Source organism: Micromonospora sp. 15K316, from assembly GCF_004348525.1.
Taxonomy (GTDB): domain Bacteria; phylum Actinomycetota; class Actinomycetes; order Mycobacteriales; family Micromonosporaceae; genus Micromonospora.
Window position 1 is genome coordinate 1 of the sequence record NZ_SMKG01000079.1, and the last position, 24,537, is coordinate 24,537.

Annotated in this window: 15 protein-coding genes; 5 read left to right on the forward strand and 10 right to left on the reverse strand. The window is 71.3% G+C overall.

Going from position 1 to position 24,537, the window contains the following annotated elements; all coding sequences use genetic code 11:
• Positions 1–518: 518 nt before the first annotated feature.
• On the reverse strand, positions 519–2,999 hold the full coding sequence (locus tag E1211_RS16960) for a LamG-like jellyroll fold domain-containing protein (protein WP_132349966.1): 2,481 nt from the start codon (positions 2,997–2,999) through the stop codon (positions 519–521).
• Between the two features lie 211 nt (positions 3,000–3,210).
• On the reverse strand, positions 3,211–3,642 hold the full coding sequence (locus tag E1211_RS16965; protein WP_132349967.1) for a helix-turn-helix domain-containing protein: 432 nt from the start codon (positions 3,640–3,642) through the stop codon (positions 3,211–3,213).
• Positions 3,643–3,758: 116 nt separating this feature from the next.
• Between E1211_RS16965 and E1211_RS16970 the strand changes: the two genes are divergently transcribed.
• The 3 genes from E1211_RS16970 to E1211_RS16980 all read left to right on the forward strand — a co-directional run bounded on the left by E1211_RS16970 (position 3,759) and on the right by E1211_RS16980 (position 9,629).
• Complete coding sequence (locus tag E1211_RS16970) at positions 3,759–4,460, forward strand: DsbA family protein (RefSeq protein WP_165947273.1); 702 nt, start codon at positions 3,759–3,761, stop codon at positions 4,458–4,460.
• 218 nt (positions 4,461–4,678) lie between these two features.
• Positions 4,679–4,888 (forward strand): hypothetical protein, encoded by a 210-nt coding sequence (locus E1211_RS16975; protein ID WP_132349969.1) that lies wholly within the window; start codon positions 4,679–4,681, stop codon positions 4,886–4,888.
• Positions 4,889–5,261: 373 nt separating this feature from the next.
• Positions 5,262–9,629: a S8 family serine peptidase gene (locus tag E1211_RS16980; protein WP_132349970.1), complete on the forward strand. Its 4,368-nt coding sequence runs from the start codon at positions 5,262–5,264 to the stop codon at positions 9,627–9,629.
• Positions 9,630–9,682: 53 nt separating this feature from the next.
• On the opposite strand, the gene rox is transcribed toward E1211_RS16980, so the two are convergent.
• Entirely contained in the window at positions 9,683–11,110 is a 1,428-nt protein-coding gene (gene rox, locus E1211_RS16985) for a rifampin monooxygenase (RefSeq protein ID WP_132349971.1), read from the reverse strand.
• A gap of 241 nt (positions 11,111–11,351) precedes the next feature.
• Here rox and E1211_RS32575 point away from each other — a divergent pair, with 241 nt between their 5' ends.
• Positions 11,352–11,519 carry a hypothetical protein gene (locus E1211_RS32575; RefSeq protein WP_165947274.1) on the forward strand — a complete coding sequence of 56 codons (168 nt, stop codon included), beginning with the start codon at positions 11,352–11,354 and terminating at the stop codon, positions 11,517–11,519.
• A 184-nt stretch (positions 11,520–11,703) separates the two neighbouring features.
• Here the strand turns inward: E1211_RS32575 and E1211_RS16990 are convergent, their stop codons facing one another.
• From E1211_RS16990 to E1211_RS17020, 7 genes are all read right to left on the reverse strand, one after another.
• A complete protein-coding gene (locus tag E1211_RS16990) occupies positions 11,704–17,121 on the reverse strand; it encodes a ThuA domain-containing protein (RefSeq protein WP_132349972.1) in 5,418 nt (1,805 codons plus the stop codon).
• A gap of 90 nt (positions 17,122–17,211) precedes the next feature.
• Positions 17,212–18,063: a sugar phosphate isomerase/epimerase gene (locus E1211_RS16995; RefSeq protein ID WP_132349973.1), complete on the reverse strand. Its 852-nt coding sequence runs from the start codon at positions 18,061–18,063 to the stop codon at positions 17,212–17,214.
• A complete protein-coding gene (locus E1211_RS17000) occupies positions 18,060–19,235 on the reverse strand; it encodes a substrate-binding domain-containing protein (protein WP_132349974.1) in 1,176 nt (391 codons plus the stop codon). Before E1211_RS17000 ends, E1211_RS16995 begins: the two co-directional genes overlap by 4 nt.
• A gap of 31 nt (positions 19,236–19,266) precedes the next feature.
• On the reverse strand, positions 19,267–20,271 hold the full coding sequence (locus E1211_RS17005; RefSeq protein WP_132349975.1) for an ABC transporter permease: 1,005 nt from the start codon (positions 20,269–20,271) through the stop codon (positions 19,267–19,269).
• A complete protein-coding gene (locus E1211_RS17010) occupies positions 20,268–21,290 on the reverse strand; it encodes an ABC transporter permease (protein WP_132349976.1) in 1,023 nt (340 codons plus the stop codon). Before E1211_RS17010 ends, E1211_RS17005 begins: the two co-directional genes overlap by 4 nt.
• A complete protein-coding gene (locus tag E1211_RS17015) occupies positions 21,287–22,786 on the reverse strand; it encodes a sugar ABC transporter ATP-binding protein (protein WP_132349977.1) in 1,500 nt (499 codons plus the stop codon). The genes E1211_RS17010 and E1211_RS17015 overlap by 4 nt, the downstream gene beginning before the upstream one ends.
• Entirely contained in the window at positions 22,783–23,907 is a 1,125-nt protein-coding gene (locus E1211_RS17020; protein WP_132349978.1) for a Gfo/Idh/MocA family protein, read from the reverse strand. The genes E1211_RS17015 and E1211_RS17020 overlap by 4 nt, the downstream gene beginning before the upstream one ends.
• Before the next feature lie 311 nt (positions 23,908–24,218).
• On the opposite strand from E1211_RS17020, the gene E1211_RS17025 reads away from it, so the two are divergent.
• A partial coding sequence (locus E1211_RS17025; RefSeq protein WP_165947275.1) for a helix-turn-helix transcriptional regulator occupies positions 24,219–24,537 on the forward strand: 319 nt, incomplete at its 3' end.

Below are 24,537 nucleotides of genomic sequence, written 5' to 3' on the forward strand. Positions count from 1 at the left end.
GCGGGTGACGGGGCGAGCAGCGCGAGAGCCGTGCCCAGCGCTGTCAGCCCACGCCCGCGACGATGCGAGAGCAGCAAGGGGATTCCTCAACTTGATCAACAGATGACGGCACATCGTAGTATCTAGATCGTTTGCGACGGCGAGGAATCTTTCCTGTTGCGGGCACGCCGTTCCGCTCGACGGCATAGCCGCCACCCGCCGGCTGCGGGCCCGCCGACGGCCGCCCGAGGTCATCGTGCTGACGACGTTCGACACCGACGAGAACATGTCGCACATCCTGACCAAGCTCGACCTCGACAACCGCACCCAGATAGCGCTCCTCGTCCACGACGCCGGCTTCGCCTGACAACGCCACAGGCACAGGGCCGTGCGGACGGTCTCATCGCCGAACGCAGGGTGGGTCCGGACGTGTCGTCCGGACCCACCCTTCGCGAGCCGGCGGTCGGCGCCTTCGTCGTCCGCGTGCGGGCGTGACCGAGGGCCGCCGCCCCGTCGCGGTTACGTCGTGGCCGTTCGCGTCACTGACCGGCGGCGTGCAGCTGGGCCACCTCGGCCGCCGAGAGCGCCCGGTCGTAGACGTGCACCTGGTCGACGGCGCCACGCCAGTAGTCGACGGGGTTGCCGTTGAACTTGGCGCGGCCGATCACGGTGTGGCCGCTGGACGCGTCGCCGACGCAGGCGCTCGCCGTGCCCGCCGGCTGGCCGTCCACGTAGAGCGTGAGGGAGCCGGTGGCTGCGTCCCGCACGCCCGTCAGGTGGTACCAGCGCCCGGTCTCCGGCGCGGTCGGCGCCAACGCCCGCACCCCGGCGAAGCTGAACGCGAACCGGTTGTCCGCGCCGGAGTACTGGAGGAAGAAGGCGCTGTTCGTGTTGCCGTCCTGGCTGACCGCGGTGGCGAAGCCGCCGAGGCTGTCCAGCCGCACCCAGGCCGACGCGGTGTAGCTGCCGGTCGTGTCGAGGATCGCCGCGCCGGTGTCGACGTACTGGTTGACGCCGTTGAGCTGCACCGCGCCGCCGGTCCTGCCCGCCGTCCAGCCCGCGCCGTTGACCAGCGTCCCGTCGTGGTCGCCGGCCAGGTCCTCGGCGACCGTGCCGGTCCCCTCGTCCAGCGGCCAGTAGCCCACGCCGGTCAGCCCGGGCGTGCCGGCCCCCGGCGGCGGCAGGTCCGCGCCGGTGCCGTCGACGGAGCGGATGATGGCCCGGTTGATGTCCCGTACCCGGCCGAAGTCCATCTTCTTGACCTGACGGTCGTACGTGTAGAAGCCGTTGACCTCGTGCTCGACGTCGGTCGTCTGGGTGTAGACGCCGCCGGAGAGCCCGCATCGGTTGGCCACGGTCAGCAGGTCCTGCTGGTTCTCCACGTAGCGGCGGGTGAGGGTGGCGCTGTCCGGGGTCATCTCGTAGGCATGGCCCTCGCCGAACCACATGTGGCCGTCGACTTCCAGGCCGAACCCGCCGTGCTCGCCGTCCACGGCGACCCGGTCGGCGGTGGGCGCGGGCGACGCCGGGCCGACGTACTGATGGAAGTCGATCATGTCGCCGCGGCCGGAGTCGCCCCGGGAGGCGCAGCAGTTCACGCCGCTGTGGGCGTTGACCAGCCGGCTCGGATCCTGGACGCGGAGCTCGTCGGCGATGCGTCCGGTCTCCGCACGGTCCCACTCGCCCCAGCCCTCGTTGAACGGCACCCAGGTGGTGATGGAGGTCCAGCTCTGGTGTTCCGTCACGATCTCCCGCAGCTGCCGCTCGAACTCCTGCCGCGCGTCGGCGGGCGGGGTGCCGCCGGTACGCATGGAGGGCATGTCCTGCCACACCATGAGACCGAGCCGGTCGGCCCAGTAGTACCAGCGGTCGGGCTCGACCTTGATGTGCTTGCGGATCGTGTTGAACCCGAGCCGCTTGGTCTCGGCGATGTCGAACCGCAGCGCCTCGTCCGTGGGGGCGGTGTAGATGCCGTCGGGCCAGTACCCCTGGTCCAGGGTGGACATGTTGAACAAGATCTTGCCGTTGAGGGTGAGGTAGAGCTTGCCGTCGGCGCCCTTGGCCTTGCCCACCTCGCGCATCCCGAAGTACGAATCGACCTGGTCGATCACCTTTCCACCCTGGCGTACCCGCACCTTCAGGTCGTACAGGAACGGGGAGTCGGGCGACCAGAGTTTCGGCTTCGACACCGGAACCCGGAGTTCGGATCCGGCCGGGCCGGAGGCGCGGCCGACGACCCGCTTGCCGTCGTACGCGACGGCCTCGACGGTCCGGCCGCTGCCGGCGGTGACGTGCGGGGTCAGTCGCAGGCTCTTGTCGTCGAGGTCCGGCGTCATCTGCAGCCGCTCGACGTGGCTCGCCGACACCGGCTCCATCCAGACGCTCTGCCAGATGCCGGAGGCCGAGGTGTAGAAGATGCCGCGGTCCGGGACGTTGCGCTGCTTGCCGACCGGCTGCCACGTCTGGTCGGTGCGGTCGGTGACCCCCACCACCAGTTCCTGGGCGCCCCGGCCGCGCAGCGCGTCGGTCACGTCGACGCTGAAGCCGTCGAAGCCGCCGCGGTGGGTCGCGACCTCGACCCCGTTGACCCAGACCGTCGCCTCGTAGTCGACGGCGCCGAAGTTGAGCCGCAACCGGGCGCCGTGCTCCCCGACCTGCCAGTTCCTGGGCACCTGGAACGTGCGCCGATACCACATCCGGTCCTCGTGTCGCTGGATCCCGGAGAGCGCGGATTCGATCGGGTACGGCACCAGCACCCGCTCGCCGAGTTGCGCGCCGAACGGCGGCGCCTCGCCTTCGGTCGCGCCGGCGAACTGCCACACGCCGTTGAGGCTCTGCCAACGCGCGCGGACGAGCTGGGGACGGGGGTACTCGGGTAGCGCGTTGTCGGCGGAGACCTCGTCGGTCCACGGGGTGGCGATCGGTGGTGTGCCGGGCTGCCAGGTGGTGTCGGCACGCGCGGCGGTGGGGGCGCTGGTGGCCACGAGGGCGGCGGCCAGCAGCGCGGTGAATACCTTCATGCGTCAGGGTCCCTTTCGCACGACGGACGTGAGGCGGGCCGGAGAACCGGGACGCAGGCCGGCGCGGGCCAGCTTGATCGGGTGGACACCCGCCAATGATCGATGGGTAACAATCAACCATCATCATCGATCTCAAGTCAACATGATCCCACCAGATTCGAACACCAACCGATCAGAAACAGTCGGTCGCCGAGGCTCCGTCGCCGCGCCGCTACGTTTCGTCGGCGCTGTCGTACTCGGTCTGGTGGCGACGGATCTCGGCGTGATGGTCGGCGGACCACGCCGCCAGGGCCAGGACCGTGGAGAGCAGCGACCTGCCGAGTTCGGTGAGGGCGTACTCGACCCGGGGCGGGACCTCGGGGTAGGAGGTCCGGCTGACCAGCCCGGTGCGCTGCAGGTGCTTCAGGGTCAGCGTGAGCATGCGCTGGGAGATGCCGGGGATCGCGTCGGCCAGATCCGAGTAGCGGACGGGACGGTCGGCGAGGGTGCCGATGATCAGCACACTCCACTTGTCGCCGACAAGATCCAGAACCTCGCGGATGAAGTCGGCGTCCTCATCGTTCCAGCGCGCGCATGGCCCTGGGACGTTCCGGACGTTCGCCCGGACGTTGGTTCGGGTCCGCCGCAGATCCTCTGCCCTCATCGTCTCCGTCCACTACGTCACTCGGTCGCTACGCACATGAATGTGCCTTTTGTGGCTCTCAAATTCTAATGCATGATGAGGCTACGAACAGGAAGTATGAATTAGGAGTAGGCGCCATGAAGATCGAATTCTGGTCGGACGTCGTCTGCCCGTACTGCGGGCTGATGGACCATCGGCTGCACCTGGCCCTGGACCGGTTCGCCCACGGCGACCAGGTGCGGGTGATCCACCGGTCGTTCCAGCTGCACCCGGACCTGCCGCGGTCGGGCGTCACCCAGCGGAAGCTGATCGAGATGGCCGGGGCGCCCGCGTCGACCGTGAACCAGGTCCTGCGGCCCATCGAGCGGGCCGCCGAGGCGGAGGGCCTGACGCCCTACCACGCGGTCGACCGCACGCTCGGCCCGACCGACCTGGCCCACGAGCTGCTCGCCTACGCGGCGGACCAGGGCCGGGGCAACGAGATCTGGACGGCGATGTTCCGTGCCCACTTCGGGCAGGCCCGCAAGCTGTGGACCGCCGAGGAGGTCCTCGACTTCGCCGCCGAGGTGGGCCTGGACCGCGCGGAGGCAGCCGAGGTGCTGCGCAGCCACCGTTACCGCGCCCGGGTGGCGGCCGACCAGCGTGAGGCGCAGGGCCTCGGCGCCCGCGGCGCGCCGTTCCTCGTCTTCGACGGCCGCTTCGCCGTCCCCGGGGCCATCGGCACCGACGACCTGCTGGCGGTGATCATCAAGGCGTGGGACGAGAGTCACCCCACCTCCCGGTCGCTGCCGGTCGTCGCCGGCGCCGACGGCGTCTGCGCCCCGGACGGCTGCGCATAGCCCGAGCCCGGCACCACCTGACGGTTCGCACGAGCGCGCGCGGCAGGCGCCCGAGTTCGGCTGGGCCTGGATCGACCGGCGCACCCACCGGCTCGCCGGTCGTCTGACTCGCCAGCAGTACGCGTCCCTGGTCGACCGCGCTCTGGAGTCGCCGGGGCTCGGCCCGGCCGGCGGCCTGGCGGGCCGGTGTCGGCCGGTCCTCGACGTCCGCCGCTCACGTGCTCCCGCTGCTGCGTCAGTTGTCCGTCCGTGAGCAGGCATCACTGTTCGCCTCTCACCCGCCGCACGGTCTGCGACATCGCATGCTGACCGCGTGCGCCTGGCAGGACTCGCGGCTGACGGTCACCGAGGCCCGGAACGAACGAATCGACACGGAGCTGGCTCGGCATTACGAGCGGGTCAGCCGCGCCATCGCCTGGTCCGGCTGACTGCTGCCGTCCGGGACGCGACCGGGACGCCCTCGGGGGCGGCGGCGACCGGCACGGCAGGGACTGGCCCGCCAGCTCGGGCTGACCGCGCCGGTCTGCTGCCCACCTCCGACAGCGTTGCCCACGAATTGCGTACCGACTGCTCGGATCCTGCCCAACTCCGTTTGTTGATCATGCTCTGTCCTCACCGGACAATGATCAAATTCGTGTCGAGGCGCCGTCGGGTGCGGCGCGTTCCGCACGGGTCGGGCGAACTCGGGAGGACCCGCGAGTCCGCTCGCCGGCACCGGAAACCGAACGGTGTCGCTGGAGTGGAGGAACGTTGTCAGAAAGACGAAGAGGTCGAGGCCGGCGCCGGTTCACCATCCGGCCCATGGTCGCCGCCGCGGCGGCCGTCGTCCTCGGCCTGACCGCACAACCGGCGGTCGCGAGCGCAGCGCCGGCTCGCGCCGCCGTGGACGGCCAGGTGCTCAAGGAACTGTCGGCCAAGGACAGCACCACTTTCCTGGTCTACCTCAAGGAGCAGGCGAAGCTGGACTCGGCGGCGAAGCTGCGCGGCGACGCCCGCGCCGCCGAGGTACGCCAGCAGCTCACCAGCACCGCCGACCGCACCCAGGCGGGGCTGCGCGGCGTCCTCACGCAGCGGAAGGCGCGGTACACGTCGTACTGGATCGCCAACGCCCTGCGGGTCGAGGGTGACGAGGCCCTGCTGGACACGATCGCCGCCCGTCCCGAGGTGGCCCGGATCGACCCGGTGCGGTCGTACCGCATGGTCGAGCCGACGCCCGCGCAGATCGGCACGAAGGCCGGCACGGCCGCCGCCGAGTGGGGCGTGGCCAGCATCGAGGCGCCCCGGGTCTGGGACGAGTTCGGTGACCGCGGTGAGGGCATCGTGGTCGCCAACATCGACGGCGGCGTCCAGTACGACCACCCGGCCCTGGTCGGCACCTACCGGGGCACCAACGGCGACGGCACCTTCTCGCACGACTACAACTGGTACGACCCGACCAACGTCTGCCAGGAATTCAAGCCGTGCGACACCGGCGGCCACGGCACCCACACGATGGGCACCATGGTCGGTGACGGCGGCGCCGGCAACCAGGTCGGTGTCGCCCCCGGGGCCACCTGGATCGCCGCCAAGGGCTGCGAGCGGGAGTGGTGCTCGGACGCCTCCCTGCTCCTCGCCGGCCAGTGGATCATCGCCCCGACCGACCGCAACGGGCAGAACCCCCGCCCGGACCTGCGGCCGGACATCGTCAACAACTCGTGGGGCGGCGGCCAGGGCAATCTCTGGTACAAGCAGACTGTCGACGCCTGGCGGGCGGCCGGGATCTTCCCGGTCTTCTCCGCGGGTAACTCGGGCCCGGCCTGCGACACCGCGAACACCCCGGGCGACTACCCGCAGTCGTACGCGGTCGGTGGCTACAACTCCGCCAACCAGGTCTACCAGTACTCGAGCCGGGGCAGCTCGGGGGTGGACGGCGGGATCAAGCCGAACATCTCCGCGCCCGGTGAGGACGTACGGTCGACCTGGCCCGGCGGCGGTTACGCGACGATCAGCGGCACGTCGATGGCCGCACCGCACGTCTCCGGGGCGGTGGCGTTGCTCTGGTCCGCCGCGCCGAACCTGCGCCGTGACCTCGCCGCCACCGAGAGGCTGCTCGACGAGACCGCGATCGACGTCGACGCGACCGAGTGCGGTGGCACCGCCGCCGACAACAACGTCTTCGGCGAGGGGCGGCTCAACGCCTACCAGGCGGTGCTGAAGGCGCCGCGCGGAACGGTCGGACGGGTGACCGGCCGGGTCACCGACTCGGCGACCGGCGGGCCGCTGAGCGGTGTGCGGATCAGCTCCGGTGAGACGCAGGTGGTCACCGGCGAGGGTGGCGACTACACGCTGGTGCTGCCGATCGGCGAGCACACGGTGACCGCCGGCGCGTACGGCTACGGGAGCAAGAGTGTCTCGGTGACCGTTCCCGCGACGGGCGCGGTCACGGCGAACTTCGCGCTGGACCCGCCGTCGATGGTGACCGTGTCCGGGCGGGTCACCGACGGTTCGGGCCACGGCTGGCCCCTGTACGCCGAGATCGAGGTGCCGGGCCGACCCGGTGGGCCGGTCTTCACCGACCCGATCACCGGTAAGTACTCCTTCACGGTGCCGGCCGGCGGCACGTACACGGTGGAGACCACCGCGCGTTACCCGGGCTACCAGAAGGTGACCCGCAGCGTGCAGGTGGCCGACGCGGCCAAGACCGTCAACATCAAGGTTCCGGCCGACCACGCCTGCACCACCGGCGGCTACTCGGGAAGCTTCTCCGCGCCGCTGTTCGGTACGGAGACCTTCGACGGCGCCGACGCGCCCCAGGGCTGGTCGGTGGTGAACCGGACGCAGTCCCCGGGGTGGACCTTCAACGACCCGGGACGCCGGGGCAACCAGACGGGCGGCAGCGGCAACTTCGCGATCGTCGACAGCTTCGTCCAGGGGCTCGACGCGCGGCAGGACACCGACCTCGTCTCCCCCGCCTTCGATCTGCGGTCGGCCCGGGCGCCGTACCTGCGTTTCCACAGTGACCTCTACGCCACCGCGGGAGACGACGTCGGCGACATCGATGTCACCACCGACGGCGGCAGGACCTGGACCAACGTCTGGCACGGCGACGACTGGCGACGCGGTCCCACACAGGAGCTGGTCGCGCTGGAGCCGGCCGCCGGCAAGGCCAACGTCCAGGTGCGGTTCCGCTACAGCGCGGGCTTCGGCTGGTGGTGGGCGATCGACGACGTCGAGCTGGTCGACCGGGTCTGCACCCCGACCCCCGCGGGCCTCGTCGCCGGCTTCGTCACCGACAAGAACACCGGGGAGGGCCTCGACGGCGTCACAGTCGTCAGCCCGGACGCGCCCACCGAGCAGACGCAGACCGAGGCGACGCCGGAGGACCCGAACATCTCCGACGGGTTCTACTGGTTCCTCTCCACCCTGACCGGGACCCACCCGTTCCGGGCGAGTCAGCGGCCGTACCAGCCGCTCGCCAAGGACGTCGAGGTCGCCGCGGACCGGCTGAACAAGGCGAACTTCGCCCTCGCGGCGGGCCGGCTCACCGTCAGCCAGACGAACATCGAGGTGAACCAGCCGTACGGCGCCACCCGCAGCACCACGCTGACGCTCAAGAACACCGGCAGCGCCCCGGCGACGGTCGAGACCCTGGCCCGGGCCGGCCAGTTCGAGGTCCTCGGCCGCAAGGGGGCGCCGCTGGCCGAGCGGAAGGTCACCGGCGTCACCAAGGCCATGAGCGGGATCGCGGCCGGCCGCGACACCAACGCCCGGACGGCGGCGGCGACGGGTGACCTGGCCTGGAGCCGGATCGCCGACGCGCCCGCGCAGGTCTACGACAATGCCGCCGTCACCATCGGCGGCAAGGTCTACTCGGTCGGTGGCGGCGCCGGCACCGGGACGGAGCGTTCGACCTGGGTCTACGACCCGGTGACGAACCTGTGGACCAGCCTGCCGCAGATGCCCCGGGGCCGCAGCGCGCCCTCGGCGGCGGTCGTCGACGGCAAGATCTACGTCCTCGGCGGCTGGAACGCGAGCGGTGCGCCGGTGCCGACGGTGGACGTCTTCGACCCGGCGACGCACACGTGGAACACCCTCGTCGGAGTCTCCAACCCGGCACCCCGCGCGGCGGCCGGCACCGCGGTCGTCGACGGCCGGATCGTCGTCGTGGGCGGTTGCGCGGACGGAAACTGCGCGGGCACCAGGAGCGTCGTCGCCTTCGACCCGCGGAGCCGTACCTTCGCCACCTGGGCCGACTACCCGGTACCGGTGGCGTACCTGCCCTGCGGGGCCATCGGCGGTGGCGTCTACTGCGCCGGCGGGGTCGACACGAAGCCGTACCGCGACACGTACGGCTACGACCCGGCAACCGACGGGTGGACCCGCCTGCCCGACCTGCCGATCGACCTGTGGGGTTCGCCGAACACGGTCGCCGGCGGGCTGCTGATCCTCGCCGGTGGGATGTCCGCCGACTCCATGGTCACCAACCGCACGGTGGCGTACGACCCGACCGCCAGGGCCTGGCGGGACCTGCCGAACACCCAGGTCGCCGTCTACCGCGGCGCGATGGCGTGCGGTGTGTACAAGATCGGGGGCGGCAGTGACCTGGTGACCGCCGAGGCCGAGCGGCTGAGCGGTCTCGGCGAGTGCGACGCGAGCGGCGTGCCGTGGCTCGACGTCGCGCCGGGCGAGTTCACCCTGGCTCCCGGCGCCTCGAAGAAGGTCACCGTGACGGTGACGGCGACCCCCGCCACCGGCATCGCCCAGCCCGGCACGTACCGGGCGGAGTTCGGGTTCACGACCGACACCCCGTACCCGGTGCCGGCGGTCGACGTCGAGGCCGGGGTCGCCGCCCCCGCCGACTGGGGCAAGATCCAGGGCACGGTCACCGGTAGGAGCTGCGACGGGAGCGTGTCGGGCGTCGGCGCGACGGTACGCCTCGACCTCGTCGGCAGCGGCGGCGAGACGGGCTACACGGTCGTCGCCGACGCCCAGGGCCGGTACGTCTACTGGCTGCCGGCCGGTAGGTACCAGGTCACCGTCGCCAAGGACGGGTGGACGCCGAGGGTGAAGCGGCAGACGGTGAGCGAAGGGGTGACGTCGACCTACGACGTCGTCCTCGATCCAATCTCGGCCTGCCGGACGGGGTCGACGCCGGAGGGCCGCCTGCACGGCGTGTTCCGGCGGAGGTGAGACAGCGGTGGCCGCCGGACGTCGATCGCGTCCGGCGGCCACCGGCTGCTCGCTCAGTGGGCGGGCGCGCCGAACCACCTCGGCAGCTGGGTGAGCAGCTCCTGCTGGTCATCGCCGGCCCAGGCCACGTGCCCGTCCGGTCGGAGCAGCACGGCGGGCACGTCCAACTCCTCGCTGACGTCGACGACGTGGTCGACCCGATCCGCCCAGCCCGCCGCGGAGAGCCGGCCGGTCTGGTCCAGCAGCAGTCCACGGCCGCGGTGCGTCAGCTCGTAGAGGCGGCCCCGCTTCAGCCCCACGTCCCGCATCCGCCGGCCGAGCAGTTCATGCCCGTCGCCGAAGTCGTAGCGGACGGAGATGGCGGTGATCTTCTCGATCAGGTACCGGTTGACGTCTTCGAAGTCCATCAGCTGGGACACCAGGCGGCGTACCGCCTGCGGGCCCGGTTCGGTGGAGAGCAGCTCCATCTGCGCGCGGGTGTTGTCCAGCACGTCGGCGGCGACCGGATGCCGCTCGGTGTGGTAGCTGTCCAGCAGCCCCGCGGGCGCCCAGCCGTCGACCTCGGCGGCCAACTTCCAGCCCAGGTTGAAGGCGTCCTGGACGCCGAGGTTGAGGCCCTGCCCGCCGGTCGGCGGGTGGATGTGCGCCGCGTCGCCGGCCAGCAGCACGCGGCCGACCCGGTAACGCTCGGCCAGCCGGGTGGCGTCACCGAAGCGGGAGAGCCAACGCGGCGAGTGCACGCCGAAGTCGGTGCCGGCCACCACCCGCAGCTGCTGCTTGAACTCCTCGAGGGTCGGTGGGACGTCGCGGTTCTCGGCCACGCCCTCGGCGGGCACGATGACCCGGTACACCCCGCTCCCGAGGGGGCCGAGGCCGAACCGCTTCTGGGTCTTGCGGATCTCGGTCACCACTGCGGTCACGGTCTCCGGCGGCGCGGTCACCTCCATCTCGCCCAGCAGGGTCTCGACCCGGGTGGGCTCGCCGGGAAACCCGACGCCGAGCAGCTTGCGTACGGTGCTGCGACCGCCGTCGCAGCCGACGAGGTAGCGCGAGCGCAGATGGCTGCCGTCGGCCAGCTCGACTGTCACCCCGTGCTCGTCCTGGCTGAGCCCCACCAGTTCGCAGCCGCGCCGGATCTCGGCGCCCAACTCGACGGCGTGCTCCTCCAGCAGACGATCGATGACGGTCTGCGGGATGCCGAGGACGTACGGGTGCGCGGTGTCCAGCCGGTCGGGCCAGGGCTTGTCCATGCCGGCGAAGAAGCCGCCGACCGCGAACTGCTTGCCGTGCGCGAGGAACCGCTGCAGCAGACCCCGCTGATCCATCACCTCGATGCTGCGCACGTGCAGACCGAGCGCGCGAACGAACGGGGTCGGCTCCTCGTCCTTCTCCAGTACGAGCACCTGCACGCCGTGCAGCCGCAGCTCGGCGGCCAGCATCAAGCCGGTCGGACCACCGCCGGAGATGATCACGTCAGTCACGAGAGCCCCCATAGTTTGTCGGCCGGCCGCTGCGCGCAGTCCGCGCAAAGCGCACGTACTGCGCGAGTACCTGAATTCCGCAGGTTCCGGCTACGGCCGACGATTCTGCGCCATGACCCGGGTCTTGCCGCAAGGCCCCCTATGTGGTATATGTTTATAGTGGCAGGGAGTGACGCACTCCTTGCCTTATTTTTTGTCGGTCGCCGGGCACAGGTCCGAACGGACGCGCGGAGGGGCTAGCGTGCGACGCCGCCGGTCGAACGTCGTCCTCGGCTGCCTCTGCGCGGCTCTGGCCGCGTCGATCCTGGCGGTTCACGTGCCGTACTACGCGATCTTCGCGTCGGCCGCCCTCGTCATCGTCCTGGCGGGTTGGTTCGCGGTGCTGGTCAAGGCCGCGCGCGGCAACTGACCGCTAGGTCGAATCCCGGCCGTGTGGTCGCGGGGACCGGTGCGGAGCAGCGAGCACGCGGCGTCGCACCCAGGCGGGCCGGACGACGATGCGGAGTCGACCCGGAGGACCGGGTGCCGGAGCACGCCTGGGCGTGCTCCGGCACCGGTCGGGAGCCGGCCGGCACCGGCTCGCCGTCATCACCTCACAGGTGGGCCCTCAGGTAGGCGCCGGCCGCGACGAGCTGGGCCCGGGCCTGCGCGTCGGGAACGGTGTCGGCGAAGGCCGTGAACCGGTCGAGCGCGGCCCGGGCCTGAGCCTTCAGCCCGGCCTTGGCCATCGCCTCGGCGACCTTGAGCTGGGCCGTCAGGACGACCGCGCGAGCCGGCGGGACCGACCCCTCCTTCCGGTAGCGCTCCAGCAGCGCCCGGGTGTTGGTGAACGTCGCCACCACCTCGAACGACGCCGTCGACTCGACCACGTTGCCGGCCTTGTCGGTGGCGACCGCGGTCACCCGGTGGGTGCCCGCCGTCGGCGCGACCGCCCCGCTGACCGGCTCGCCGTCCAGCGTCACGACCACCGACGCCACGCCCGACGCCGGGTCCACCGCCGACGCCGTGATCGGCAACGCCTTGCCCAGCTGGTAGGAGCCGCCGTCCTTGATCCCGCCGAACGTCACGGTCGGGTCCGTGGCGTCGACCCGTAGCGACACGGCCGCCTCCGTCGAGACGTTGCCGGCCTCGTCGACAGACCGGAAGCGCAGTTCGCGGGTGCCGTCCCCGGTTACGGCCACCGGCTCGCGGTAGTCGGTCCACTCGCCGTCGCCCACGCGGTAGGAGATCCGCACCGGGCCACCGCTGTCGTCGGCCCCGGTGGCGGTCACGGTGACCGGCGAGACGTACCAGCCGTCGTCGCCGTTCGGCGTCGCCGGATCGACAGTCACCGACACCGTCGGCGGGGTCAGGTCGACCACCCGGAAGTAGTCGAACGCCACAGTCACCGGCGACACCTGCTCCGGGCCGAGCGCCATCAGACCGAACGAGGTCATCGCGGCGTCGTTGGTCACCGGCTCACCCAGCGAGGTCCAGTTGACCCCGCCGTCGCTGATCTCGGCCGAGTAGGTGTTGCCGGTCCGCTTCAGCCGCAGGTCGTACCAGCCGCTCTCGGTCGTCTCCGCGACGTCGATAGACCGGTTGCCGCCGTTGCCGAACTGACCGTTGCGCTCCGACACCAGCTCGGCGCGCAGATCGGTCGGCGAGCCGTTGGGGTTCGTCGCAACCACGTCGAACTTCACGTAGTCGTCGTCGTCGGCGTACACCAGGAACCCGGCCAGCTGCCAGCGGTGCAGCATCGTCGGTGTCAGCCGGGTCTGGATCGTCCAGTCCCCGTCCGGCAGGTCCTGGAGGACGAAGTTGCGCGGTGAGTCGTTGTTGTCGCCGTTGATGTCGCCCGGCTGCGTCTGGATCCGCAACTGCCCGTCGGCCATCGCGACCTTCGACGAGTCGTAGCGCACCACCGCGTTCCACCGGCAGCCGTCGAGCTCGTCGCCGGCGAACTCGTCGCTCGGCGCGCGCTCACCGCCGTCGTTCGGGTCGCAGCCCGGTCCCGGTTCGGGATCGGGGTCCGCTCCGGGGTGGATGGCCTCGTCCACCAGACTGAACCCGGAGAACTCCACCTCGCTCGTGGCCGACGTGCTGTGCGCGGTCACCGCGAGGCCGATGTCCTGCGGGGTGGTCGCGCCGGCGAGCGTCACCGGGTCACCGGCCCGGGTGAAGGTCACGCCGTCCTTGCTCCAGTAGCCGTAGTACTGGTTGCCGTCACGCACGATCCGCACCCACGACGGATAGCTGGTCGTGCTGGCACCGGTGCTGGCGTCGAGCTGCCCGTTGCCGTCGGTGTCGCGCAGCCACTCGAACCCGAGGCCCGCCCGCAGCGTCATCGCCGCATACCCGGGTGACGTGCCGGGTTGGGTGACGTCGTTGCGGACGATGATGCCGGCCTTGGCGGACGGGTTGGAGTTGCCCTGCCGCTCGACCTTCACCGTGGCCGTCCACTCGTCGCCCGCGGCGGCCGGGAGGTACACCGAGCCGTACTGGTCGGTGCCCTGCCACATGTTCGCGCCGCCGGAGTTGATCACCCAGGTGTCGGTGTCCGGCCTGTCGAACGTGGCGTTGGTGTTGGTGAAGCTCTGCCAGTCGCCGTACAGGTCGCCGACCTCCACCTCGACGATGCGGGAGGTGGTGGCGGCGCCCTTGTCGTTGGTGGCCACCGCGGTCAGCTGGTAGCGCTGCTCGGTGGTGGCGTTCCACGTCACCGCGTACGGGGCCGTGCTGTCGGTGCCGATCGAGGTGTCGCCGACGAAGAACTCCACAGTGGTGATCGTGTTCTCCGCGTCACTCGCGTCGGCGGTGACCTGGATCGGGCCCGGCTCCAGGTCGTCGTCCCCGCTCGGGGCGGTCACCGCGACCTTCGGCTTGCTCGTCGGTGAGACACCCTTGCCGTCGGCCTCGATGAAGTTCAGCCGCCGCTCCCCCGCCCCGGGGAAGACCGCGTAGAGGGTGAACGTCTCCCCCGGGTCGGTGACGTCGACCGGTACGTCGACGTAGCGGCCGGCCGGTGTCGCGGGGACCTGCGCGGTGCCCAGCAGCGGACCGTCCGGTGCGCCGCGGCGCAGCTCGACGGTGCCCGCGCTGGCCGCGCCGGCCCGCAGGACCAGCCTGTCCACGCCGTGCAGGTGCACCGGGTCGTACGACGCCCATCCGCCGTCCTGGCCGGTGATGGCGTTGGCGTGCCCCTCCACGTCCCGCGCCGGCACCACCGTGACGCCGTGGGAGGCGTCGAAGAACTCCGCCTCCCGCTGCTTCGGGAAGAGCAGGGTGGTGTCCGAGCCGGTGAGCGGCGGAGTTCCGCCCGCGCCACCGGCGTCGGTGTAGCGGCCGTCGAGGGCGTAGAAGACGTTCATGTCGTCGCTGTGCCCGCCGCCCAGCGACGTGGCCACCGTGCCGGTCCGCCCGTGCAGCGGGTCGGCGGGGTGTGCGTGCTCGTCGTGGCCGAGCGCCGGTTGGATCACCACGTCGGCGTCGTCGATCTGGGTGTCCTCGGCGTCGGTGACCGACAGGTTCCAGCTGATCTCGTCACCGAAGTCGAAGAACCCGCCGTTGGGGGGCAGCTCGAAGCGCACCTCGGGCCGCTTGTTGCCGACCGTGATGGGCACGGTGGTGGTGCCGGTCTTGCCGTGCGGGTCGGTCACCGTGAGCCGGGCGTCGTAGACGCCGTTGTCGGTGTACGTGTGGGTCGGCGCCCGGTCGGTCGAGTCGACGGTGCCGTTGCCGTCGAAGTCCCACGTGTAGGTCAGCTGCTCGCCCTCCGGGTCGGACGACGGCGCGCCGTCGAACCGCACCTCCAGCGGCGCGTGCCCGGAGTCCGGTGCGGCGGTGGCCTTCGCCTCCGGGGAGCGCGAGCCGGAGATGTAGTCGATGCGGTACAGGCCCGAGTTCGGGTTGTCCCGGCCGAAGCCGCCGCCCCAGTCAAGCACGTACAGCGAGCCCTCCGGGCCGAAGCTCGAGTCGATCGGCGCGAGGAACTGCTCCTGCGGCAGGAACGGGTTGACCTTCTCCACGTTCCCGTCGCCGTCGGGGATGACGGAGTACATCTTGTTGCGGGACCACTCGTAGAAGAACGGCTTGCCGTCGTAGTAGGCCGGGAACTTGGTGTCCGACTCCAGCGCCGGGTCGTACTGGTAGAACGGCCCGCCCATCGGGGCGAGGCCGCCGCCCTGCGGGATGACCTCCGGCACCGAGGAGCGCTTGTAGCCGTACCACATCTTCGCCGGCTTCGCGGCCGGCAGCTGGGTGAGTCCGGTGTTGCGGATCGAGTCGTTCACCGGGGCGGCGCAGTCGAAGTACGCGCCGACGGTGACCGGGTTGGTTCGGTAGTCGACGTCCCGGAACGGTTCGTTGTCGCCCATGCACAGCGGCCAGCCGTAGAAGCCGGGTTCGCTGATCAGGTTCCACTCGGCGATGCCCGCCGGGCCGCGGTCGGGGTTGTCGTTGCCGTTGTCCGGCGAGTAGTCGGCCATGCCCAGCGCGCCGGTCCGCGGGTCCACCGAGAAGCGGAACGGGTTGCGGAAGCCCATCGCGTAGATCTCCGGGCGGGTCTTGGCGGTGCCCGGCGGGAACATGTTCCCCTCCGGAATGGTGTACGTACCGTCCGGCTCCGGGTGGATCCGCAGGATCTTGCCGCGCAGGTCGTTGGTGTTGGCCGAGGTGGCCCGCGCGTCGTGGAAGGTGTTGTCGCGTTCCGACAGTGGCGCGTAGCCGCCGGACGGCTCGGAGTGCGGGTTCACGTCGTCGCCCACACCGAGGTACAGGTTGCCGTTCAGGCCGAAGGCCAGCCCGCCGCCGGTGTGCCCCGGTTCGTCGGGGAGCCGCCGTGCGGGCACCTCCAGCAGCACCTTCTCGCTGGCCCGGTCGATCTGCGAGCCCTCGCCGACGGTGAGCCGGGAGAGCCGGTTGACGAAGTTCTCCGGGTTCGTGTCGTCGCTGCTGGCCGGGGAGTAGTAGACGTAGAGGTGGCCGTTGGTGGCGAAGGCCGGGTCGAGGGCGATGCCCAGGAGGCCGTCCTCACCGCCGGAGTAGACCGGGATGGTGATCGCGGTGGAGGTGGTTCGGGTGCGCGGGTCGTACACGCGGATCTCGCCGCGCACCAGCTCGGTGTAGAAGACCCGGCCGTCGGGTGCGACGTCCATCGCGTACGGCGCGCTGGTGTTCTGGTCCAGCGGCACCCGCTCGAACTTGTCCCAGGTGGTCGCGCCGCAGTCGCCCTCGACCAGGCCGGCCGCCCACTTCACGCCGCCGACGATGTGCTGCACGAGCTGCGGCTCGCCGGTGTAGTGCGCGCCGAAGTGGCCCATCCCGGTCATCCAGGCGCGGCCGCCGTCATACGGCTTGCACCAGGAGATCGGGTGGTCGTAGCCCATCGCGTTGCCGCCGGGGTCGTACGTCGTCTCGTCCATGGTGGCGAGCACGTGTGCGTCGCCGCGGACGTTGAGCGCGTAGTTGTACCACTCGTCGGCCCGGTTCCACCGCTGCGGCAGGTGGCTGGTCGACGGGTGGGTGTGGTCCTCGACGCGGACGGTGCCCGGGAGGCCGGGGCTGCTGCCGGTGGCGGCGTGGCCGGGCATCAGCGAGCCGATCATGGTGTCCCACCACGTGTAGTTGCCGCGCATGTCGGTGGCGTTGTGGATGGCGACGATGCCGTGGCCGGCCTGCATGTAGCGTTCCATGGCGGCCTTCTGGTCGGCGGTCCACGGGTCGCCGGAGGCCTGGAACATCACCAGGGCGTCGAAGTGGGCGAGGTCCTCGTCGTTGAAGACCGACGAGTCCTCGGTGTGTTCCGAGGTGATCCCGGCGTCGGCGAAGGCGGCCTGGAGCACGGGCACGCCCTGCTCGATCGCCTCCGCGTGCCGGTACTGGGTGGTCTTGGTGAAGATCAGCACGTGGGCGTCGCCGTGCGCGCCCGGATGGGCGGCGGCCGGCGCGGTGCTGAGCATGGAGATCGCGAGCGCGGCGGCGACCGGCATCGCGAGTAGTCGTCCCCACCGGGGACGCCAGGTCACGTTCATGGGGTGGTTCCTCCCTGGGACGTGAGGTTCTGTCGCGGTCGTGACCGTGCGGCGTGCCGGCGCCGTCGGGCTGCTGTGGAGCTGGTGGGGCTAGGGCATCACCGTCCTCAGGAACTTCAGGCCGTCCACGGCGATCGCGTCCTGGCTCGGGGCCAGTGGCCGCCAGATGGAGGCGGCGGTGGCGATCGTCGCGTTCTCCGCGGTGAACGACTCGATGCAGAACGGGCCGGTGTAGCCCGCGTCGTCGACCGCGGTGAGGATGGCCGGCCAGTCCAGGTGGTCGGTGCCGGGCGTGCCGCGGTCGTTGCCGCAGACCTGGACGTGCGCGACCCGGCCGGCGGCCGCCCGGATCGCCGCCGGGACGTCGGTCTCCTCGATGTTCTGGTGGTAGAGGTCGAGCGCGACACCGCAGTGCGGCAGCTCCCCGATCGCTTCGAGGGTCTGGCCGACGGTGTTGAGCAGGCTCGTCTCGTAGCGGTTCAGTGGCTCGACGGCCACCGTGACGCCGGCCGCGCCGGCGTGGTCGAGGACGGGGGCGAGGCTCTCCCGCAGCTGGGCGTACGCCGCCGCCCGCTCGGTGGGCGAGAGCCGCCAGGTGCGGCCGACCGAGGCGTACGCCGGCCCGGCGATCACCGGGGAGCCGACGGTCGCGGCGGCGTCCACCACCCGGCGCAGGTAGTCCTGGGTGGACCGGACAGCGGCCGGGTCCGCGGCGACGAGTTCCCGGCCGGGTGGCATGACGAGGCACACGGTGGCGCCGAGGCCGTGATCGGCGAGCACCTGTGAGGCGCGGCGCGGATCCCAGTCGTCCGGGTTCTCGACCGGGAGTTCGAGCACGTCGAAGCCCCACCCCGCGACCTTGGCCGCGAGGGCGGCCAGGGTCGCGTCGGTCAGCGGTGAGGCCCACACCCAGGTGTTGACCCCGAGTGGATGTCCGGTCACTTCCACGGCCCCGGGTAGCCGGGCATGCCCTCGCAGCCGCACATCGCGTAGTGCAGCGGCGGCATGTCCTGCTGGACGTACTGCCGGACGTTCTCGCCGGTGATCCGCGGCTGCGGCAGCACCCACTCCCTCGGCACCTGCTCGCCCTTGAGGATCTTCAGCGCGGCGATGATCGGGGTGCGCCACTGGTAGGTGGGGTAGGTCGGCGCGACGGCGTTCAGGCCCTCGTCGACCCAGAGCCGCAGGAAGTCCTGCTGGTCCTCGCCGACGAACGCGGGCACCTCGACGCCGGCGTCCTGGAACGCCTCGACGGCGGCGACGGCGGTCGCGCCGGCGTCCATCCACACGCCGTTGATCTCACCCTCGCGCTGGATGTAGTCGGCCACGATGCTCTTGGTCTTGGCCGCGTCGCCGTCGGTGAACTCCACGCCGACAACGTCGAGCTCGCTGCCGGTGAAGATCTCGTTGGCGGCGGCCCACCGCTGCTCGAGCACGTCCACGCCGGGCAGGATGCGCAGGGCGAGGACCTTGCCGCCCGGCTTGACCTTCTCCTTCAGGAACTCGGCGCCGTTCGCGCCGAACGCGAAGCCGCCGATGGGGTGGATGAAGGTGACCGGGCAGCTGGTGTTGACGCCGCGGTCGAAGACGATCACCGGCACGCCGGTCCCGCACGCCTGCTCGACGGCCGGGGTCAGGGTGGCGGTGGTGTTCGGCGAGATGATGATCGCGGAGCAGTTCCGGCCGGTCAGCGACTGGATGTCGCTGATCTGCTTGTCGTCCTTGGCCTCCGCGTCCAGCACCACGAAGTCGCTGATCTCGGGGTGCAGCTTCACCTCCTGCTGCATGGTCTTGAAGCCCACCTGTCGCCACGGGTTGTCCACGGCGGCATTGGAGAAGCAGAGCGTGTACTTGCCGCCGGTCTTGGCGAACTTCGTGGTGTCCACCATCTCCGGTTCGAGCATCTGCTCCCACGGCTTGCCCTCGGGGCCCTGCGGGGTGGCGTTGCGGAACGCGAGCTGCCGGTCGTACTCGGCCTGGTCGAAGAACTCGGACTTGCGGGTGTCGGAGCCGGACGAACCGCCGCCGGGGTTCGTCTCCTCGGGCAGATCACTGGAGCAGCCGGCGAGGGCGAGCACGCCCGCCACGGCCACCACGGCCCATCTCTTGGTCATTATTCGTCTTCTCCTTACCAGTCGAGGGACTTCAGGAGGGTGCGGGTTGCACGGTGTTGCGCTGCTTCGGCCGTGTCCGCAGCCGTTGCCGCAGGCCGCCGCCGAGCGAGGCGTAGGCGACGGCGGCGATGATGATCAGGCCCTGCACGGCCGATTCGAGGGCGCCGCTGACGCCGAGCAGGTTCAGCAGCGTGAACAGGGCCTCCAGGGAGAGCGCGCCGGCGGCGGCCGCGACCACCGACCCGCGCCCACCGCCGAGGAGCACACCGCCGAGTACGACGGCGGTGATCGCCCGGAACTCCAGGCCGTTGCCGACCTGCGCGGAGACGCCGGCGAACCCGCCCAGCAGGATCGCGGCGACCGCGGCGAGCAGCCCGGAGAGGACGAACCCGAGCAGCCGGAGGCGGTCGACCTGACCGCCGGACATCCGCACGGCGGCCTCGTTGTCGCCGGCCGCGACGAGCGCCCGGCCGGTGCCGCTGCGCATGAACAGTGCCGCGGCCACCAGGATCGCCAGCAGGATGAGCACCGACCAGGGGATCTCGCCGAGCAGCGGGACGTCCAGCGCGCCGCGTCCGAAGGTCCGGAACGCGGCGGAGAGCGCGCCGCGCGGCGCGCCGTCGGTCCAGAGGAAGGTCGCGCCGTCGAGGACGAGCAGCATGCCGAGGGTGACGATGAACGAGGGCACCAGCAGCTTCGTCGTGATCAGCCCGTTGACCAGGCCGACCAGCAGACCGAACCCGAGAACCAGCAGGATGACCGGGGTGGTCGCCGACTCGTCGCCGTCGATGAGCCGGGCGGCGATGACCACCCCGGCGGTGACCAGGGCGCCGACCGAGAGATCGAATCCACCGGAGACGATGACGAAGTACTGGCCGATGGCGAGGATCATCAGCGGCGCGGCACGCTTGAGCAGCGCGAGGTACCCGGATGGTTCGTCGTAGGCGGGGCCGGCGAGCGCGAGGCCGACGAGGAGCAGGAGCAGGACGACGAGCACCGGCGCGGTGCCCTCGGCGAGGCGGGGACGCCAGGTCACGCCAACCTCCCGCGGGTGCGATCGGCCATCATGCGGCGGGCGTAGAGCGCCACCGCGGTCACGAGCACGACGCCGCGCACGACGTCCTTGAAGAACGGGTCGACGGCGAGGTCGTCGAAGATCGTGTCGAGGGTGGCGAGGATGAGGACACCGCCGATGGTGCCGACGACGCCGCCGCGACCGCCGGCGAGCAGGGTTCCGCCGAGCACGACGGCGGCGATGGATTCCAGGTCGTAGCCGGCGTCGGTGCCGACGTACGGGGCGCCCGACCCGAGCCGGCTCGCCAGGTAGATTCCGGTGAGGCCGGCGGCGAGCGAGCAGAGCACGTGCGCGGTGACGACGACCCGGCGGGTCGGCACGCCGGAGAGCCGGGCCACCTCGATGTCGCCGCCGACGGCGTAGATGTGGTAGCCGGGGCGGGTCCGCGAGAGGTACCACCAGGCCAGGGCGGCGACGGCGAGCATGAGCAGTGCCGCGACGGGCAGCGGGCCGATCCGGTCGTAGCCGAGGTGCTGGAAGCCGCGCGGGACGTCACCGGCCGGCCCGGTGTAGTTGTCCTCGAGGTAGCCCCGCAGGATCAGCGCGACGCCGAGGGTGGCGATGAACGCGTTGGCCTTGAGCACGGTGATGACCAGCCCGTTGACGAGTCCGACGGCGGCGGCCACGGCGAGCGCGAGCAGCACTCCGGGGACGACCATGCCGTCCTGCCCGGCCATCGTCTCCGCGGCGATCAGCGAGGTGAGGCCGATCAGGTAGGCGACGGAGAGGTCGAGCGAGCCGGTGAGGATCACCATCGTCTGCCCGATCGCGACGAGGCCGAGCGCGGTGGACCGGGTGAGGATGTTGAGGATTCCGGCCTGGTCGAGCAGGACCTCGCCGCGCACACCGACGAGGACGCTGCCGATGACGAGCAGCGCGACGAGCGCGAGGTAGACGACGACGACCGGGGTGAACCGCCGGCGTAGCGCGGGTCGGCGGACCGTGTGCCGGGCCGTGGTGTGCTGCTGGAGGATGCTCATGCCGCCGCCCCGGCCGTGTGCCCGGTGGCGAGTGCCATCACGTCTCCCTCGCTGGCGCCGGCGGGCAGTTCACCGGCGAGGGCGCCGTCGTGCATGACGAGGATCCGGTCGCTCATTCCGATCAGCTCGGGAAGCTCCGAGGAGATCATCAGTACCGCGACGCCGCGCTTCGCGAGGTCACGCAGCAACTCGTGCACGGCCCGCTTCGCGCCGACGTCGATGCCGCGGGTCGGTTCGTCGACGAGCAGCACCCTCGGTTCGACGGCGAGCCACTTGGCGAGGACGACCTTCTGCTGGTTGCCGCCGGAGAGGAAGCGCACCTCCTGGTGCTCACCACGGGCCACCACGGTGACCAGGTCGAGCAACCTCGACACGTCGGAGCGGGCGCGGGCACGCCGACCGCCCAGTGCGGCGCGACGCACCAGCAGCGTGTTGTCGCGTACGGACTGGCGAAGCGCCAGACCGTCTCCCTTGCGGTCCTCGGTGACCAGCGCGATGCCGAGGCGCACGGCGGTGCGGGGCCGGGTCACCCGCCGCACCGCCCCGTCCACCTCCAACCCGCCGGTGGTGAACGGCTCGACGCCGAAGACCGCGCGGGCGAGCGCGGAGCGGCCGGAGCCCTGCAGCCCGGCCAGCCCGACGATCTCTCCGGCGCGTACCTCGAGGTCGAGGTCGCGTACCCGGGCGTTGCCGGCGCCGCGTAGCGCGAGGCGCACGGGCCCCAGATCCCCGGGGGCCGCCCGGTCCGGGTAGTACTCGCCCAGATCGCGGCCCACCATGTACCGGACGAGGTCCTCCGGCGTCAGCTCGCCGGTCGGGGCGCAGGTGACGAGCCGGCCGTCCTTCAGCACGGTGATCCGGTCGGAGAGGTCGAAAACCTCGCGCATGCGGTGCGAGACGTAGAGGATGGCGATCCCCCGCTCGCGGAGCCGGCGCACCAGGTCGTAGAGGAGCTCGACCTCGTGGTCGGCGAGCGCGGCGGTCGGCTCGTCCATGCCGAGCACCCGCGCGTCGGTCGAGAGCGCCTTGACGATCTCCACGACCTGACGCTGGGCGACCGAGAGCGACGAGACGGCGTCGGTCGGGTCGATGCCGTCCTCACCGAGCCAGTCGAGCAGGTCGCGGGTGTCGGCCACCATGCGCCGCCGGTCGACCTGCATCCGCCGCACGGGTTCGCGGCCGAGGTAGACGTTCTCGGCGACGCTGCGGTGCGGCAGCAGGGTGAACTCCTGGTGGATGATCGCGATGCCGGCACGCTGCGCGTCGGTCGGGCCGGCGAACGACGCCGGGGCGCCGTCGACCTCGATGGTGCCGCCGTCCGGCCGGTGCACCCCGGCGAGCACCTTGAGCAGTGTGGACTTGCCGGCGCCGTTCTCACCCATCACGGCGTGCACCTCGCCGCCGCGCAGGTCCAGGTCCACCCCGTGCAGCACCGGCACACCGAGGAAGGACTTGGTGATCCCGGTCAGCCGTACGCGGGGCGTCACGTCAGTCATGCCGGTACCTGCGTCCAGGCGCCGTCGGAGGCCGCGGAGGTCAGCACCGCGTCGGTGATCCGGACGGCGCGAAGGCCGTCGGTGAAGGTGGGCAGACCGTCGGGGACCTCGCCGCGCACCGCCCGATAGGTGTCGGCGACGAACGCGTCGAAGCAGTCCTGGTAGCCCTGCGCGTGCCCGGCGGGCAGCCGGACGTAGCGGGCGGCGGAGGAGTGCAGGGTCGCGGGGTCCCGCAGCAGCGTCTGGCCGCCGTCGCGCCGGCCGACCCAGAGCCGCTCCGGGTCCTCCTGGTCGAAGCCGAAGCTCGCGTCGGCGCCGGAGAGTTCCAGCTGCAACCGGTTCTTGCGCCCGGCGGCGACCTGCGAGACCACCAGCGTGCCGACCATCCCGGCGGTGGTGAGGAAGTGCACGGAGGCCACGTCCTCGGTCGGGCTACCGTCCGCACGGACCCGTTCGTGCACGACGGCGGTGCGGGCGGAGAGCCGGGCGATCCGGTCGCCGGTGGCGAACTCGAACAGGTCGCACCAGTGTGAGCCGATGTCGGCGAAGGCGCGGGAGGGCCCGCCGAGAGCGGCGTCGACCCGCCAGTCGTCGTCGGACGGGCGGGAGAGCCAGTCCTGCAGGTAGCTACCGGTCACGCTGGACAGGGCGCCGGCCTCGCCGGCCGCCAACCGGGCCCGCAGCTCGCGGACCATCGGGTGGAAGCGGTAGACGAAGGGGACCGTCGCCACCCGGTCGGCGGCGGCCGCCACGAGGGCAGCGGCTTCGGTGCTCCCCGTCGCCAACGGTTTCTCGCAGATGACGTGCACGCCGGCGGTGAGCGCGGCGGCGGCGACGGGGGCGTGTGACGTGTTGGGCGTGCACACGTGCAGCACGTCGATCTCGACGTCGTCGAGCAGCGCCGCCAGGTCGGGGTAGCCACCCTGCGCGCCGATGGCGCGAGCGGCCGCGGCGGCCCGGTCGGGACGCGACGCGACGGCGGCCACGACGCTCGCTCCGGCACGCCGGGCGGCCTCCGCGTGCACCTGCCCCATGAATCCCGCGCCGACGATTGCGACACGCAGGGTCTGCTGCTTGGTTTCGAGCCCATCGGACGCCGTTGCCAGATCGGCCATAGACATGCGTCGACGGTATCGGCGACTTATGCAAGGGTCAACCAAAAGTCATGCCAGGATCGCGGATAGTTAGAAGATCAGTAGCGAAAGTGGGCGCGGCGGTCGACGTAACGTCCCGTTTCGCTGCGGAATTGGGGAATGATCCACAAGGGACGAAACTCCCGACGGCACGTCTCAGGCGGCGGCCGATCACTATCCATCCATAGTGGAGGATGAGGTATTCATCGTTCGCTTCGGCCTGTACCGTTTGGCGCACCCTGGCAGACCGCCCGGCACTCCCCCGCTTCCGGGCGCCTACACCTGACGTGAGGGCGCGCATGACGGCCGCCGACTTCGGCGTCGACCCGACCACCGCGACCAGCCCCGAGCAGTACGTCACGTTGCTGCGTCGCGTCCGCGACCAGTCCGGCCTCGCCTACCGCGAGATCGCCCGGCGCGCGCACCGCAACGGGGACGTGCTGCCGGCGAGCACCTTGGCGACGATGCTCGGCCGGGCGACACTTCCCCGCCGCGATGTGGTGACGGCCCTGCTGCGGGCGTGCGACCTGCCGGACGACCGCCTGTCGGCGTGGCTCGCGGCATGGGGTCGCCTGGCCTCCGCCCGTACGACGGCGACGCCCCCGAATGCCCCTGCCC